Annotated in this window: 15 protein-coding genes and 4 pseudogenes; 12 read left to right on the top strand and 7 right to left on the bottom strand. The window is 62.2% G+C overall.

Annotation, left to right across the window (positions count from 1 at the left end):
• Positions 1-50 precede the first annotated feature (50 nt).
• The 3 genes and pseudogenes from CNE_RS43170 to CNE_RS42775 all read left to right on the top strand — a co-directional run bounded on the left by CNE_RS43170 (position 51) and on the right by CNE_RS42775 (position 927).
• Entirely contained in the window at positions 51-524 is a 474-nt protein-coding gene (locus CNE_RS43170; RefSeq protein WP_080569627.1) for an IS3 family transposase, read from the top strand.
• Positions 521-694, top strand: a pseudogene (locus CNE_RS42365) (VapC toxin family PIN domain ribonuclease); the annotation flags it as partial. The gene CNE_RS43170 and the pseudogene CNE_RS42365, both read left to right, overlap by 4 nt.
• A gap of 107 nt (positions 695-801) precedes the next feature.
• A complete protein-coding gene (locus CNE_RS42775) occupies positions 802-927 on the top strand; it encodes a hypothetical protein (protein WP_013958772.1) in 126 nt (41 codons plus the stop codon).
• Positions 928-1,110: 183 nt separating this feature from the next.
• Here the strand turns inward: CNE_RS42775 and CNE_RS31520 are convergent, their stop codons facing one another.
• From CNE_RS31520 to pdxR, 4 genes are all read right to left on the bottom strand, one after another.
• Complete coding sequence (locus tag CNE_RS31520) at positions 1,111-2,178, bottom strand: porin (RefSeq protein ID WP_013958771.1); 1,068 nt, start codon at positions 2,176-2,178, stop codon at positions 1,111-1,113.
• Positions 2,179-2,532: 354 nt separating this feature from the next.
• On the bottom strand, positions 2,533-2,985 hold the full coding sequence (locus CNE_RS41230) for a hypothetical protein (protein ID WP_148271734.1): 453 nt from the start codon (positions 2,983-2,985) through the stop codon (positions 2,533-2,535).
• 9 nt (positions 2,986-2,994) lie between these two features.
• Positions 2,995-3,273, bottom strand: a complete 279-nt coding sequence (locus tag CNE_RS41225; protein WP_148271733.1) for a hypothetical protein — start codon at positions 3,271-3,273, stop codon at positions 2,995-2,997.
• Between the two features lie 182 nt (positions 3,274-3,455).
• Positions 3,456-4,973, bottom strand: a complete 1,518-nt coding sequence (gene pdxR, locus CNE_RS31510) for a MocR-like pyridoxine biosynthesis transcription factor PdxR (protein ID WP_013958769.1) — start codon at positions 4,971-4,973, stop codon at positions 3,456-3,458.
• Between the two features lie 200 nt (positions 4,974-5,173).
• Here pdxR and CNE_RS31505 point away from each other — a divergent pair, with 200 nt between their 5' ends.
• The 5 genes and pseudogenes from CNE_RS31505 to CNE_RS31495 all read left to right on the top strand — a co-directional run.
• Positions 5,174-5,926, top strand: a complete 753-nt coding sequence (locus CNE_RS31505; protein WP_013958768.1) for an SDR family oxidoreductase — start codon at positions 5,174-5,176, stop codon at positions 5,924-5,926.
• Between the two features lie 4 nt (positions 5,927-5,930).
• The gene (locus CNE_RS31500; RefSeq protein ID WP_013958767.1) at positions 5,931-6,335 is read left to right on the top strand and encodes a cupin domain-containing protein; all 405 of its coding nucleotides are present in this window, start codon (positions 5,931-5,933) and stop codon (positions 6,333-6,335) included.
• 161 nt (positions 6,336-6,496) lie between these two features.
• Complete coding sequence (locus tag CNE_RS43165; protein WP_013958766.1) at positions 6,497-6,727, top strand: hypothetical protein; 231 nt, start codon at positions 6,497-6,499, stop codon at positions 6,725-6,727.
• Between the two features lie 33 nt (positions 6,728-6,760).
• A pseudogene (locus CNE_RS43340) lies at positions 6,761-7,054 on the top strand (IS4/Tn5 family transposase DNA-binding protein); the annotation flags it as partial.
• Positions 7,055-7,160: 106 nt separating this feature from the next.
• A pseudogene (locus CNE_RS31495) lies at positions 7,161-7,442 on the top strand (short-chain dehydrogenase/reductase); the annotation flags it as partial.
• 187 nt (positions 7,443-7,629) lie between these two features.
• Here the strand turns inward: CNE_RS31495 and CNE_RS31490 are convergent.
• From CNE_RS31490 to CNE_RS31480, 3 genes and pseudogenes are all read right to left on the bottom strand, one after another.
• Positions 7,630-7,866 (bottom strand): annotated as a pseudogene (locus CNE_RS31490) (transposase); the annotation flags it as partial.
• 196 nt (positions 7,867-8,062) lie between these two features.
• Entirely contained in the window at positions 8,063-9,028 is a 966-nt protein-coding gene (locus CNE_RS31485) for a Bug family tripartite tricarboxylate transporter substrate binding protein (RefSeq protein WP_013958763.1), read from the bottom strand.
• 420 nt (positions 9,029-9,448) lie between these two features.
• Positions 9,449-10,369, bottom strand: coding sequence for a DMT family transporter (locus CNE_RS31480; RefSeq protein WP_013958762.1), 921 nt, complete (start codon positions 10,367-10,369; stop codon positions 9,449-9,451).
• 194 nt (positions 10,370-10,563) lie between these two features.
• On the opposite strand from CNE_RS31480, the gene CNE_RS31475 reads away from it, so the two are divergent.
• The 4 genes from CNE_RS31475 (at position 10,564) to CNE_RS31465 (ending at position 14,462) form a co-directional block, all read left to right on the top strand.
• Positions 10,564-11,427, top strand: coding sequence for a LysR family transcriptional regulator (locus CNE_RS31475; RefSeq protein WP_013958761.1), 864 nt, complete (start codon positions 10,564-10,566; stop codon positions 11,425-11,427).
• Positions 11,428-11,841: 414 nt separating this feature from the next.
• On the top strand, positions 11,842-12,081 hold the full coding sequence (locus tag CNE_RS39725) for a UTRA domain-containing protein (protein WP_013958760.1): 240 nt from the start codon (positions 11,842-11,844) through the stop codon (positions 12,079-12,081).
• A 248-nt stretch (positions 12,082-12,329) separates the two neighbouring features.
• Positions 12,330-13,514, top strand: a complete 1,185-nt coding sequence (locus CNE_RS31470; RefSeq protein ID WP_013958759.1) for an iron-containing alcohol dehydrogenase — start codon at positions 12,330-12,332, stop codon at positions 13,512-13,514.
• A 33-nt stretch (positions 13,515-13,547) separates the two neighbouring features.
• Positions 13,548-14,462: a LysR family transcriptional regulator gene (locus CNE_RS31465; RefSeq protein ID WP_013958758.1), complete on the top strand. Its 915-nt coding sequence runs from the start codon at positions 13,548-13,550 to the stop codon at positions 14,460-14,462.
• The last annotated feature ends 522 nt before the right edge of the window (positions 14,463-14,984 follow it).

Below are 14,984 nucleotides of genomic sequence, written 5' to 3'. Positions count from 1 at the left end.
GCCTGGTTCGCCCGGGAGACCGACAGGCTGCCCGACAAGGGTACGAATTCATGAAGGCGAACCAGGCTCGCTATCCGCTGTCCACCATGGCTCGGCTGCTTAAGGTCTCGCGCAGCGGCTTCCATGCATGGATGGAACGACCTCCGAGCGCTCATGCCGTGTGTGACACGCTGTTGCGCGCGCAAATCCGTGAGATTCACGCTCGCTCGCGCGGTACCTATGGGATGCCGCGTGTGCATGCCACGTTGCTGCGCCGGGGCATCCACGTCGGGCGCAAGCGCGTGGCGCGTTTGATGCGTGAGGCGGGCCTGCGCGGGGCTTGCCGACAGCGCTTCATTTGCACCACGCACCCGCGCCACAGGGTAGACCTGCGCCTGATCTGGTGCAGCGGCACTTCTGTGCCGATGCGCCCAATCAGCTATGGGTCGCCGATGCGACGTATATTCCTACCGCTGCCGGCTTTTACTATCTGGCTGTCGTGCTCGACGTCCCAGCCGGCGCATCATAGGCTGGGCCATGGGTAGTGGCGTTCATCGAGCGCGAGAAATTGTATGGGCTGGGTTGCGGCCTAGTTGAAGTCTCACTGCTGGCTTCCACTTTGATCACACCAGGCGCACAGCTATGGCCAATGGATAGGCGTCTCGACGATTTGTCAGGACGGTTTGGTGTGGCGCATCGACCCCAGCTTCACTGAGTCGATGCCTTACGGATGTTCGAGCAGCCGCTGCATACGGTCGCTGCCTTGTCGGAGGAACAGCGCCGTGCTCTGCGCACGCCACGCTGCTGCAGGACCTCGCCACGTTGACCTATAACATCACGTCGACCTCGGTCAATCCACAGACCAAGATCGTCATCACGACCCGTCCCACGCCGTTGCAGCGCAAAGCCTTTGCGCTGCTCGGCATCGACCCCGGCTGTTCCCAGTAGCCAACCCCCTGCCGCTTGAAAATCTCTCGGCGCTTCAACAGGTTAGCTTGGTATCCGAGTCAAACTTCGGATTAAAAAATGGCCGGCATTTCTGCCGGCCAAACGACCTTAACAGTGAGAGAAGGCCGATATGAAGTTGTCGCCGGCACGCCCGGAAGCGCGCCTCGTCCTGCCTGCAGGAAATTAGAAGCGATGGCGCATGCCGAGCATTGCGCCGGTCTGATTTTGGCCTGACATCGTATTGGGCGTACCGGTCACACCGAAAGTCGCATTGCCTTTGTTGTTCACGTAGCCGAGCGACAGATACGCGTCAGTGCGCTTGGACAAGGCGTAGTCGGCGTTCAGCACGAACATCCACGAGTCCTTGCTGTCGGTGCGGGCGTCGGTGTAGTAAGCCGCACCAGTCAACGTAAAAGCGGGAGTGAACTTGTAGTTGGCGCCGAGCCAGTACAGGTTGTCGTGACGGGCCGTACCAGTCGTGACTTCGTCACGCATCCAGCGGTAGCCGCCAAACACCTTGGCCGCTCCAAAAGCATACGACGTACCAATCGCAGCACGCTTCGCGGCGAGGTCCGCGGAAGCCAGGGTGCTGCCCTGGAACTGGTCGTACGCGACGCCCACCGAGAATGGCCCGTTCGCGTAGGCCACACCACCGCCAAAGTTGGTGCCGACCTTGAAGTGGCCCGGCACTTCGCCGCCGAGACCAGCGTTGACGTCACGGCCGAAGCTGTAGAAGCCGGTTGCCGTCAAGCCGCCGAACTTGCCGGTGTACTTGATGGCGTTGTCGGCGCGACCGTTAAATTGATTGTCGACCGAATTCAGCGAGTACATTGGGCCCGCCGCCATGGGGTCGTAGGCTCCGAACAGGTCATACAGCGAATTCTGCTGTCTGCCGAGCGTGACGGCACCGAAATTACCTTGCAGGCCAACATAGGCCTGGCGACCGAACAGCCGGCCACCCTGCGCGGATTTACCGCTATCGATATCGAAGCCGCTTTCCAGCACGAAGATGCCCTTCAGGTTGCTGCCGAGGTCCTCGACCCCGCGCAGCCCCCAGCGCGAACCTGAGAGGCCGCCGGAAGTTACGCCAACGACCGAACCACTACCGTTGGCGCCACCATTGACGTGGTTTTGGAAACTGATACCGGCATCAGCGATGCCATAGAGCGTCACATTGGACGACGATTGGGCAAAGGCAGAGCCGGACATGGCGCACGCTGCGGCTGCCACTGCGAAGAGAGCTTTTTTCACTGTCAATTCCAGGTATTTGGCGGAGGGTCCAGCCGGTGGCGTCACGGCTTGCATGCGAGCCGAAAACCACCCACCGACGCGGCCGCCAGATAGTGCGACAGGAATGTGACAGTAATGAGTCAACAATTATGCAGAGATTCGCACAATCATTTCAAAAGGAAGAACAATATGTGCACGTCCGGCAGCTAAACTCCATCGCCGGGGCGCGCCGATATCGGTCTGCCCCAATCCTGTCCCCCGATTTCCCGGTTATGAACGCTTGGCAGTTGCATGACCGACGAGACCGTGGGGCATGCCGGGGCACGATTGCGCCTGACCGTCGATGAAGACCGACGGCCCTGCCACCGACCCGCGTCAACCGGGTTCCAGGACCAAGTCACCGGACCAAGTCACCGTACCGACTCGGCCGATCACGGCAGCCTGTTTTACGCATACACCGAAGCGGTCAAAGAAGGCGGTATCACGGCGCTCGCGCGATACAAAGCCATACCTGCCATGTTGGCCCTTGCCTTGCGAGACCTCGATCAATGCTCGCATCAGACGCTGCTCGCAAACCAGGCTTGTCAGTGCTGCCTCCTCTCTGAGCATCCACGCACTGAGGTCTTGCAGTGAAAGATTGAGCATCCTTGCGGCATGCGCCTGACTCCAAGGCGCATTCGGTTCTCCAAAGACTGCCCGCGCAAGTTTCAAGGTAAGGGGTTTCGTCGGATCGTGCACCCAGTTGCGCGGCGAGTGATCACCGGTCTCCTCCCGCAAGGGACGTCTCGAAGCCATGACGTCAAAATGTATGGCGTCACTGGCTGCCATGAGGCTACGTCAATCGTGCGAGGCAACTGAGATCGATAGCCGACCCGATCGCGGCGCGCCCTTACGCACCCCTGCAACGTTGGCCGCCTGCGCCGCCGCTTGCCCAAGCCAAGGCATGCGCTTCCGGGCCCAGGCATGCATCCCCAAAGCGTTCAATGTCAACAACAAAGTGTCGTTTAAACGATAATCAAGAAATAGCGGGATCTTTAAACGTCCGCAAGCCAAATTAAACGCCGAGATGCCCTCCCGGGCCAGCGGCGCGGTGGAGATACGCCTCCCGAAGGGCATCTGCGTGGCTCCTGTGGGGCAATACGCTGGCGCGGTCCGAATTCAGACGGGTACCCGCACTGGCGCCCGGCGCTCGTGCAACTGGGGAATGCAGACGGGATGGCGAGCGTGCTCAGCGACGCGCAGTTCGCGCCGACGCCCGGCAGCGCGGTGTCGGTGCGCTTCTTCAGCTCGGCGCTGGCCTAGCCGTCGAGGCATCCGTGCAACGTTCGCGCGAGACGAGACGCTTCCCTCGCATCGGTGACGTTCGCGAAGCCCAATACCAGGCCGCGTGGGGTGCGCCGCGTGCGTGCGTTCGCGTACCAGATCGACAGCGGCAGCACCGCGAGCCCCGCGTCGCGTGCGCGCGAGGCAAAGGCCACGTCGTCGACGGGACCATCGGGGCCTTCGGCAAACTCGACCGCGAACTGGATTCCGCCGTGCGGCAAGGCGACAATCATGCGCTCCCCGAACGCCTGGTTCAGCGCATGCGCAATCAGCATGCGTCGCTGTCCGTACAACGCACGCATCCGCTTCACGTGCCGCGCAAAATGCCCCTGTTCGATGAAGTCCGCCACGGCCGCCTGCAATAGCATCGGAGAGCCGGCATTCATGCTGCACGCCACGCGCCCGACGCGTTCGACAGCGCGCTCCGGCACCACGGCATACGCCAGCCGCAGCCCGGGAAACATCACCTTGCTGAACGTGCCGCAATAAATCACGCGATCGTGCTTGTCGAGGCTTTTCAAAGCCGGCAGTGGCCGGCCCACATATCGAAATTCGCTGTCGTAGTCGTCTTCGATGATCCAGCGAGACCCTTTCGACGCCCAATCCAGCAGCGCCATGCGCCGGGCGAGCGACAACGTGTGCCCGAGCGGGGCCTGATGCGATGGGGTAACCAGTGCAAAACGCGCCTGCCGGTCCAGTGCGATGCCGCGCTCGACATCGATGCCTTCGCTATCGATTGGCACCGGTACCAGTTGAACACCGGCTTCGGCCAGAAAGCTGCGCGCGAGCAGATAGCCGGGGTCTTCGAACCACATGCGGTCGCTGGGGCTCGCGAGACTGCGCAACAAGAGTTCCAGCGTCGCGCGGTAGCCAGCGGTAATGAATACCTGTTCCGGCAGGCACGCGACGCCCCGCGACAAGCCAAGATAGGTGGCAATGTGTTCGCGCAGCGCCCGATAACCAACCGGGTCCGGGTAGGCGAGCATCGCGCGTTGACCGCTGCGCGCGCAACGCGAAACGAGCCGGTTCCAAAGCTTGCGCGGGAACGCGTCCAGTGCCGGCAGCCCGGGTTGCAACGGCTTCGGCTCCCCGCTCATCGCCACCGCGATTGCCAGCTGACGCGGCGCCGGCTGCCGACTGCGCGATGCATCAGACACCGCGGACGCGCCCCCCTCCCTCGCACGCATGTGCTCCCGATCCTGTCCACTTGCAGAACGCGTCACCGCCGCCGGTAGCGAGGCGGATACGAACGTCCCGGCCGCACCGCGCATCTGCAGGTAGCCCTCATCGACAAGGATGGTATAGGCCATTTCGACCGTACCCCGGGCCGTATTCAATTGCGTGGCGAGCCCCCGAAGCGCGGGCACCCGATCGCCGGGACGCAGGTGCCCGGCCGCGATCGCTGTCCTGAACCGCTCGCAAATCTGCAGATAGATCGGCAAGCGGTTCTGGCGATCGATTTCGATGGCCAATGGGGAAGTCAGTGCGGTCATGATGAGTTCGGGCAATGTCGGCAGAACAATGTCGGCAGAAAGGACTTGGCCTAGTCATTTCGACAATTCTTGGCCCTTATCCCTGGGGCATGATTGTTTCACAATGGTCTCACACGATGCGACAGGGACAGGCACCTACATGCGATGCCGCCCGACCAGCCGCACCGCGCATTTCACTACTCTCATCTGGAGAATCTGCCATGAAGATCGTTGTAATCGGTGGTTCCGGCCTGATCGGCTCCCAACTTGTCGCGCTGCTCACCAATGCTGGCCATGCGGCGGTCGCGGCGTCTCCGCGTACCGGCGTGAACAGCGTGACGGGCGAAGGATTGGATCTGGCGCTCAAGGACGCAGACGTCGTTGTGGATGTGGCGAACGCACCATCCTGGGAGCCACAGGCGGTACTCGATTTCTTCCGCACCTCCGCGCGCAATCTCGGAAAGGCCGAAGTGGCCGCGGGCGTGCGCAATCATGTCGCGCTATCAATCGTCGGCACCGACCGCATGCCGGGGAATGCATATTTCACGGCCAAGGTCGCCCAGGAAGAGGCGATCGAAGCTGCCGGCGTGCCGTACACGATCGTGCGCGCCACCCAGTTTATGGAGTTTCTCGGCGGTATCGCGGACTTTGGCACGGACGGCACCACCGTGCGCATGGGCGATGGGCTGTTTCAGCCGATCGCTTCGCAAGACGTCGCGGCATTCCTTGCGCAAGTCGCACTGGAAGCACCGCGGAACGGCACCATCGAGATTGCCGGCCCGGACCGCGCCCCGTTCGCGGAGATCGTTGCGCGCTATCTGAAGTCGACAGGCGACGCCCGCTCGGTCGTGACGGACCGCGACGCCCTGTACTATGGCGGCCACGTCGAAGAACTGTCGCTCGTACCGCTCGGCGACGCGCGGATCGGTCGCATCAGCCTCGGCCAGTGGCTCTCGCAAGCCAATGTGGAGTAATGCCATGAAAGCAATCGTGTCATTTGTGGCGGCGCTGATGCTGTCGTGCCTGATGGCGGCGCAGCCTGCGGTGGCCGCACCGGAAGCGAAAGTCACGCCGCTGCGGACGGAACCGTTGCCTGAGTATCCGGGCAAGGAAGTTCAGATGATCATCGTAGAATATCCGCCCGGCTCGGTCGACCCTGTGCATCGACATGATGCACACGCCTTTGTCTATGTGCTCGAGGGGAGCATTGTCATGGCGGTCAAGGGTGGCAAAGAGGTGACACTCAAGGCCGGGGATACCTTCCACGAAGGCACCAATGACATCCATACCGTCGGGCGCAATGCCAGTTCCACACAGCCGGCCAGGTTTGTTGTGTTCTTGATCAAGAATAAGGGAGCACCAATTCTGACTCCCGTGAAGTGAGACAGCTGGTCCACCGCTGCTCGGCGCGCTGCATCTGATCCTGAAGGAAGTGTTCGGCCTGGCGGCCGCACGCCTGCGCGCGCGGGCCCGAGTGGGCGGCGCAGGCCGATGTCCTGGCCGGTGCCTCGGCCCACTGGCTGCGCCACACCGCCGGCTCGCACATGACCGACCGGCAGGTTGATTTGCGCTATGTCAGGGATAATTTTGGGCATTCGTCGATTTCGACGAGCGGGTACCTGCGCAGCGAGGAGGATGCTCGGCACGAAGCCCGAGCGGCATCGGAACCGCTGGGCCAGCAAGACGTAAGGTGCGACCCGCGGCTTATTCACGGGCTTCAGCTAATGAACGCCGCATCACTCCACAGTGACAACCGCCCCAGATCGACGGGCTAGAGGGAATCGGCTTGCGCGCCGGCAGACCGCCAAGTGCAGCACTTTCCAAGGTCCCTCCAGTTCAGTCGGACGCTCCATCTCAGCGAAGTGCCTTCCCAAAATGACCCCTTCCACGGCGCAACACTCGCTGGCAGGCAGGCGCTACCCCCTACCTGCGTCGCACTTGCACCGACTGGATCGTGCCAATTCGAGGGGCAGGATCTTGGCGATCCGAGGCGGGACCGGCGGGCGAAGGAATTGCTCAAGCGGTTTGCGGCCAAGCCGACGGCCAGCATACCAGGCGCATGCGATGGATGGTCGGAGACCATTGCGGCGTATAGATTTCTGGGTTACGAAGAGATCGAGTGGACAGACGTGATGCAGCCTCATTGGGAGCGCACTGCGGTCAGGGCAGGCCAATTCCCGGTGGTGTTGTGCATCGCCGATACGACCGAGCTCGCTGGTGCGCGTCCGCACCGAGATCGCGGCGTACGCCGATCCGGTCGGGGCAATGCGCGAGCACATGGCTTCGGCCAACCACCAGCAGCCCGGCGATCCTGCCAAGCTGGCTACGGCCCTGCTGACCCTGGCCGACAGCGAAACCCCGCCGGTGCGCCTGCCGCTGGGCTCGGACACGGTCTACCGCATCACCGAGAAGAACCGCCAGGTAGAAAGCGAACTGGCCGCGTGGCAGGCGCTGGCGGTGTCGACCGACCACGACGACGTGCGCCACTGATCTTGCTGCAATGCACCAGCGCACGGTTTGGTGCAGTTGCAGGCAAGCCGGGCCGACCAAGCGCCGGCCTCACCACTTGCAGCCTATCCTGCGTCAGGCATTGCACCAAGTCGGGCATCCGCATATGTCACTTCCGGCGAATTTCGCCAACAATGCCCTGAGAGTCATTGCCGGACGTGCCGTGGCTCCCCGTGTTGTGCGCGGCGACCGTAACGAAATCATTCTCCAGCGTCGGCTGGCCTATCTTTGCATGTAGCGCCTTCAGGTCCACGGGCGACTCGACCGCAGTCTTGATTTTGCCGCCCGCCGAACACGGCCGCGGCATGCGCCGCCAACTGCTGCTTCCACTCCGTGATCTGGCTCGGGTGCACGTCATACTGCAGGCCAGCTCCGCCAGAGTCTTGTCGCCCTTGAGCGCGGCCATGGCCAACTTGGCCTCGAAGGTTGCCGAGTGGGTCTGCTCAGGATCCGGCCGGTCGGACTCAGGAGTCTTGGGCGTGGCGCAAGCTCAAGCTGTTCTTTCGGTCCTACGACAGCCTGCCGGTAGTGGCACGGCTGCTCGTCGACCACGTGTGCCCATCGGCCCGTACGGCGGCAAGCTCCGCCAGCCCGCGCCCGGACTAGTCGACGGTGGCGCCGGCCGCCTTGACGATTGCCGACCAGCGCGGCAACTCGTCACGAATTAGCGCCTCGAACTGCGGGGCGCCGGACGGAAACGGTTGACATCCCTGGCGTGCAAGGGTGTCGCGCACATCTGGACTGTCAAGTACCTTACTCAATGCGGCCTGCAGGCGGGACACCACGGCGGGTGGCGTTCCAGCGGGCGCGAAGAGTCCATACCAAGGCGTGGCGCCAAAGCCGCGGAGCGTCTCTCCCACAGTCGGCACCTCCGGCATGGAGGCCAGGCGCTTCTCGTTGGTCACCGCAAGCACCTTCAGTTTGCCTGCTCGAATGAAGGAAAGTGCGGATGGAAGGCTCTGCACCGACAAGGGCACCTGACCGCCCACGACATCCGCCACGGCAGCGGAGGCGCCTTTGTAAGGAATGTGGACGAGCCGGATGCCGGCGCTGTGCTGTAGCATTTCACCGATCAGATGATTGAGGGTGCCGTTGCCTGCCGACGCATACATGATCGTGTCCGGCTTCGCGCGCGCCGCGTCAACCAGTTCCTTGACATTGTTCGGCCCGAACGAAGGATTGGCGACGAGTACGTACCCCGCGGTCGCAACGCTGCCCACCGGCGCGAAATCTCGTACGGGGTCAAAGCCCGTGCGTTTGTAGAGAGCAGGATTGATGACATGGGCGCTACTAACGGTGAACAACAGCGTGTAGCCATCGGCGGCCGACTTACCCACGTAGGCCGTGCCGATGTTGCCGCCGGCGCCCGGCCGGTTCTCGACGACGAACTGCCGCCCGAATTGTCCGGACAGCTTTTGGGTGACGATACGGGCGATGGCATCGTTGGCTCCGCCTGGCGCCTGGGGAACCACCACGGTCACCGGCTTAGACGGATATGATTCCTGCGCAACCGCTGCCGTTGCCACACTGAACGCAAGGAAGGTTTGCAAGAGTTGTCTGACTGCCATTTTTTTGTCTCCTTTCATGGAAATGGTCACCGGTTGTACCGTCATACGGCATACCTGAACGCCTTCTTTGATGGTGACTGACTGGCAGGCTGTCGCAAAACAGCATTTCGCGATTCCACCATCGCGAATTCAGATGGCTAGCTTGTACGTCAGATGCCATCGGCCGGAAACTGCGCTACTGAATTCGCGATTGAACACATCGGGCACGACGGCCAGTACAGCTAGCCTTCGCCGGCCCAGACGTAGGTCATGCCCGCAGCAGGCGGCATGAAGTTGCATGGAGCCGGCTTGGCGCGCTCGGCAGCGTCCTATCCCCATACCGCGCCACCAGAGCAACTCTTCGCGGCATCGAAATTGGCTTTGAACTGCCTTCTGGTGCCGGGAGCGATGAGACCAAGACTGCTTCCGTGCCTTCCCGCCTCACGTTTGAGCGGCCCTGGCTCTGGTCGGAATGCCCACGAGTCCCGAGGCGAAGACCACACCCAGGATGACCGCCACCGCTCCGACCAGTTGCCATGCGTTGGGAGGTACACCCAGCACGGTCGAGACCAGCATCGTGAAGACCGGGGCGAGATTGAAGAAGATCGAGGTCCGTGCCGCGCCGATCTGGTGGATGCCGCGGAACCACAGCAGGTAGGCCAGCAACGATCCACCAACGGCGAGGTACAGCACGGCGGCATGGATGTTGCCGGGTGTTGCGGCAATGCTCGCCAGCGGACGCTCGAACATGAAGCCGAGGACGATCAGGCCGATGGTGCCGAACAGCATCGAGAACGTGGTGTTTTCCAGTGGCGTGGCCTGCTTGACGAAGCGCCGGGTGCCCACCATGTTGGCGGCCCACGCGAGACTGCCGGCGAGGATGATCGCATCGCCCCGCGCCACCTTGAGCGCGAGCAGCATCTGTACGTCGCCGCGCGTGATGACCAACCCCACGCCGAGTAGCCCGAAGAACAAGCCGATGGCGCGCGCGGTATCGATGCGCTCGCGCTCGAAGACCACGGCAAGAAGCATGGTCCACAGCGGCGTAGTGGCGAGAATCAGCGCTCCATTGATCGGCGTGGTCGTTTGCAGGCCAAAGAAGGTGGCGAGATTGAAGGCGGTAAAGCCAAGCAGCCCGAGGCCCACGTATGCCCACAAGTTTTCGCGCAGCACGCTGAGCCGAAGCTTGCCTTGCAGCCCGAAGATCAACAACAGCAGGGTCGTCGAGATCAGGAAGCGCTCGATCGATGCGCTGATTGGCGTCATATGCCGGATGATCAATGCGCCGGCGTTGAAGTTGGTACCCCAGAAGAAGGTCGAAACAATGATGCCGACATAGGCGAGGCTGTCTGGCTTGCGCATGGCTGACTCCTTGTCTTTGCGTGCGCCATGCAGGCCTCGGGCCGGTCTGGGCAAACATGGTGGACGATGGCCGGCGGCAAGGCGGAGGAACCGCTTGGCAATTCCCGCCCCGCGACGGCATGGGTGCCATTTTGCGAGTTTTCTAACTTGTGTAGAATTCCCTATTTATTCACATCATCTGTGAAAAATTAACCATGTTCGACTGGGAGGATCTTCGCCATTTCAGCGTCTTTGCGCAGGAAGGCTCACTGTCCGGCGCGGCGCGGCGGCTTAAGGTGGACCACGCCACGGTGGCCCGGCGCATCTCGGCGCTGGAGGCAGCGCTTTGCCTCAAGCTGGTTGACCGGCGTCCGCGTGCCTATCTGCTGACCGGCGAAGGCGAACGCGTAGCCGCGCTGGGCGCCCGCATGGAGCAGGAATCGTTCGCGGTGGAGCGTACGGCGGCGGCCGGGCAGACCGGCGTCAGCGGCGATGTCACGATCAGTGCGCCGCCTTCGATGGCCGCGGCGGTGATCGCGCCCCAGCTAGGCCGCTTGCGTGAACAGCATCCGGCTCTGCGCATCTGCCTGACGGGGACCACGCACATGGCCTCGCTGTCGCGGCGCGAGGCCGATCTGGCCGTACGGCTGACTCGACCCAGCGAAGGCGATCTGGTGGTGCGCAAGCTTGGTGTCGTCGTGTTTTCACTCTATAGCTCCGCCAGCTACCTGAGTGCCACCACGCCATCCGACTATGGCTTTATCGCCTACGACGACAGCATGGAGGGCTCGCCCCAGCAGAATTGGCTGAAGCAGCAGGCGGGAACCCGGCCGATCGTGATGGTCAGCAACGAACTGGAAATCCAGGCCGCGGCGGCACGCGCGGGTGTCGGCATCGCCGCGCTGCCGTACTTCCTGGGCGACCGGGACGATGGTCTCCAGCGCGTGAGGAGCAAGGGCAAGCGCTTCGAACGCGAGATCTGGCTCGCCGTGCACGCTGACATCCGACGTGCGCCGCGGATCCAGGCTGTCATGCAGTTCCTGGGATCATGCTTCACGGAGAACGCCAGCCTGGCGTAGCGACGGCCGCCAAGATGTTCAATCAACATGGCGCCCAAGAGGGCGTGGACAGCCCGGCTATCGGCGTGTCTGCGTTCCCAGTGGAGACTTCCTTGGCATTGCGCGTGATGTCGTTAGATAGGAGCGCCCCCGCGCGCGCTTTCGTAAGCGACGCATGCGACTTCGCTGGGCTTCCCGTCGCCACGAATCCGCCCAGGCCCGCACGATCCTGATTTTGCATTCGCACACGATCGACGAACTGCCACTCGCCAGTCCCCCCGGAGGAGTTTTCGAACTCGTGATCACCCACATGACTGGCCATGGGCCTCCGCAGCCAGTAGCTGACTTCGCGCACCGCAATGCAATAGGTCCCAGCAGCGAGTCGGATGGGCATGCAGCCCCACCCTCACCATCATCCTCAGTCAGTCCACCACATTGGTCAGTGCAATCATCGAGAGCGAGCGCGGCATGGCAATCGATGAAATCCGACAGATCGTCACTGCCGTGGTGATCTCAGAGCCTTTGGCCGATAGGCTTGGCGTAGCAGCTAGATCAGCCGGTCTGCACCTGGTTCGTCACTATAAACGGGCCGGCAAGATTCTCGAGATTTCGGGCACAATTTATCCGGCGGATCGCGTATCCGTGGCGTTCCAACTCAAGCGAAACATTGTTTGATGGCTGCGCTCGACTCAATCATGGAAGCGTCCGCTGCCGGTGCGTGCATTTGCCCATGGGATGCGAACCCGACATCGTGTCTTCGAGACCCGAAGACGCAACAGCCTGATCGTCGGCGGACATGTCGGTCGAATGCCACGCGCCGTGCCATCGCCATCGGCGATGGCAGGCTCTCGATTCACTGATTTCCTGGCAGCGGTTCCGGTGCCATCATCTGGCTACCTTCCCTACCTTCACGAGGATGCCAGATGGAAAACACCGAGCCCAAGCGCTACCGCTTTACCGGACATGAGCGGGTCATCCACAATGTTTCGGCCATCGAGGCCTTGCCTGACGTCTTGACGCTGTTCGGATACCATCGCGTCTTTGTTGTGTGTTCCCGCTCAATCCGGACAAAGACCGCATTTATCGACCGGTTGCAGGCGCGGCTTGGGGAGATGATCGTCGGGCTGACCGACGAAGTGGGCGAGCATTCTCCGCTGTCCAACGTCCTGCGGGCTGCCAGGCAAGCGCGCGACGCCCGTGCGGATGTCATTGTCTCCGTCGGTGGCGGCTCGGTCATGGACATGTGTAAGGCGATGCAGTTGTGCATCTCGGAGAATGCCTACGACCGCGATAGCCTGCTCAAGCTGCAGTTCGTCGTGTCAGCGGACGGCACTGAGATGCTGACGACATCGCAGGCGCCTGCTGCCATCCGCCAGATCGCGATCCCGACGACACTGGCTACGTCGGAATGGACCCCGGTCAGCACGCCGATCGACGACGAAACCCGGCTGAAAGCCCGTTTCGTGGTGCCCGACGGATCGCCCGTGGCCGTCCTCTATGACCCGGACCTGTTGCACCAGACACCGGTGCGGCTGTTGTGGTCTACCGGTATTCGCGGCCTGGACCACGCCATCAACACGGCCTGCTCGTCGTCGCCGCATCCCTTTACGAGCCTGCTGGCCGAGCGAGCCATCGCGCTGTACGTGCAAAACCTGCCAAAGCTCGGCGACGCGAGCGCGACCGAAGCCTTCACGCAGTGCCAGTTGGCCACCTGGTACACTGGCATGGGCCAGATGTCCGTGCCGCACGGCTTCAGCCACTGGATGGTCCATATCATCGGTCCCTATGGTGGCATTGCGCACAGCGATGCGGCATGTGTGCTGATGCTCGCCCAGTCCAAATGGCTCGAGGGTTGGATCAAGCCGCAGCACGAGCGCCTGGCCGCCGCCATCGGCCAGCCAGGCATGCCGTTTCATGCCATCCTTCACAACTTGCTGGTTCGCCTGGGCATGCCAACCACGCTGGACGATCTGGGCCTGACGCGGGCACAAGTCGATGCCATGATCGGGCCTGCGCTCGAGCATCCGATGGTGACGCGCAACAACGTCAGGCCAATCACGACCGAAGCCGACCTGCGCGCTATCCTGGAACTTGCGTGGCGCGCATAATGCCAGCTATCTGTCGCCCGGTCCGCTGACGTCATGAAGATAGACCCCCTTTCGCTGCGGCTATTCCTTGCAGTTTCCGAACTCGGTACGATCGCGGCCGCCGCGGAACGGGAGCATATCGCCGCCTCAGCAGTCAGCAAGCGCATCAGCGATCTAGAGGATACCTTGCGCACACAATTGCTCGAACGCAGCAACAAGGGCATCGTGCCGACGCCGGCCGGCATCGCCCTGCAGAACCTGTCGCGCGGCATCGTCAACGACCTCGAGAATATCGCCGCGATGATGCAGGACTACGCCACCGGCACCCGCGGCCTGGTTCGCATCTATGCCAACGTCTCCTCGATCGCCCAGTTCCTGCCCGCGGATCTGCATGGCTTCATTGAGAAGTACCCTGACGTACAACTGCAGCTCGAGGAGCGCATCAGCACCGCGATCCTGAGGGGCGTCGCAGAGAACGCGGCAGACATCGGCTGCTTCGCGGACCTCGGCACGTCGCCGCAAGGCGTGATCACGCTGCCGTATCGCGAGGACGACCTCGTCGTGGTAGTGTCGCGGCGTCATGCGCTAGCCTCGCGCAAGAAGCTGACCACAACAGAGGTACTCGATCACTACCTGATCGGACTGCAAACCGGCAGCTACATCAATATGCAATTGCTGCGCTTTGCCAGCGAGAACGGCGTCCCAGTGAAATTCCGCATGCAGGTCAACAGCTACGATGCCGTCTGCCTGATGGTGGAAGCTGATATGGGAATCGGCATCTTGCCCATCAGCCTGGCCCGGCGCTATGCCAAGACACTGGCCATTCGCGTAATCGCATTCGATGCGCCCTGGGCGCATCGCAAGTTGAACCTTTGCATACGGTCCTATGAGGGCTTGCCCGTCGCGGCACGGCAACTCGTCGATCACCTGTGCTCGTCAGCGCGAGCCATTGTCGGTTGCAGCGGGTAGTGAGTGAAGTCGGTAGAAAGACCCGGAAGGTCGGCGCGCAGCAGAGCCTCACAATTCCGATCAGCCATGCAGGTTCTGTGGGCCGATCATCTACGCCTTGCTCGCTTCCACCAGCTGGTTTCAAAGCGCGCGCCTTCTCGAGGTGGCGATAACCCAGCATCATGGATGTAGGCTGTTGGCGATTAATTGCATTTTCTAAACATCCGGTCTGCTATTCCGTCAAGAATACCTTGTAGGTATGGAAGAAGACCTAATCGGTCTTGGACACGAGAAGGTTTGCCTGCACATACTCCGAGGCCAAGTATGCCTGCAGCGAACGGGCAGGAACGGCTCACGACAGATCCAGCAGGGTCCGGGCTTTCGGATGCCGCGCCGGTAGGCGCATTATGGCAGCGGGTCCGCTCTATAAACCTGCTTGAAAGCCCTCTTTCAGAACGCAAAATTGGCGCAAAGCCGGATATCGCCGATCCTTTGCGCCTGGCGCCGGGATGGCTATGCCGTATGAGCCACGAACGGGGCTCG

The organism is Cupriavidus necator N-1 (assembly GCF_000219215.1).
Lineage (GTDB): Bacteria > Pseudomonadota > Gammaproteobacteria > Burkholderiales > Burkholderiaceae > Cupriavidus > Cupriavidus necator.
The sequence above is the reverse complement of the archived record's forward strand: the minus strand, read 5'-3'. Positions and strand labels throughout refer to the sequence as shown.

What these genes read in the sequence shown, in the direction of transcription:
- CNE_RS31465 (WP_013958758.1), top strand. Translation starts at nt 13,548, where the DNA reads ATGAAGATAGACCCCCTTTCGCTGCGGCTATTCCTTGCAGTTTCCGAA.
- CNE_RS31475 (WP_013958761.1), top strand. Translation starts at nt 10,564, where the DNA reads ATGTTCGACTGGGAGGATCTTCGCCATTTCAGCGTCTTTGCGCAGGAA.
- CNE_RS43165 (WP_013958766.1), top strand. Translation starts at nt 6,497, where the DNA reads ATGACCGACCGGCAGGTTGATTTGCGCTATGTCAGGGATAATTTTGGG.
- CNE_RS31480 (WP_013958762.1), bottom strand. Translation starts at nt 10,369, where the DNA reads ATGCGCAAGCCAGACAGCCTCGCCTATGTCGGCATCATTGTTTCGACC.
- CNE_RS31505 (WP_013958768.1), top strand. Translation starts at nt 5,174, where the DNA reads ATGAAGATCGTTGTAATCGGTGGTTCCGGCCTGATCGGCTCCCAACTT.
- CNE_RS31485 (WP_013958763.1), bottom strand. Translation starts at nt 9,028, where the DNA reads ATGGCAGTCAGACAACTCTTGCAAACCTTCCTTGCGTTCAGTGTGGCA.
- pdxR (WP_013958769.1), bottom strand. Translation starts at nt 4,973, where the DNA reads ATGACCGCACTGACTTCCCCATTGGCCATCGAAATCGATCGCCAGAAC.
- CNE_RS31500 (WP_013958767.1), top strand. Translation starts at nt 5,931, where the DNA reads ATGAAAGCAATCGTGTCATTTGTGGCGGCGCTGATGCTGTCGTGCCTG.
- CNE_RS41230 (WP_148271734.1), bottom strand. Translation starts at nt 2,985, where the DNA reads ATGGCAGCCAGTGACGCCATACATTTTGACGTCATGGCTTCGAGACGT.
- CNE_RS31470 (WP_013958759.1), top strand. Translation starts at nt 12,330, where the DNA reads ATGGAAAACACCGAGCCCAAGCGCTACCGCTTTACCGGACATGAGCGG.
- CNE_RS43170 (WP_080569627.1), top strand. Translation starts at nt 51, where the DNA reads ATGAAGGCGAACCAGGCTCGCTATCCGCTGTCCACCATGGCTCGGCTG.
- CNE_RS41225 (WP_148271733.1), bottom strand. Translation starts at nt 3,273, where the DNA reads ATGCCCTTCGGGAGGCGTATCTCCACCGCGCCGCTGGCCCGGGAGGGC.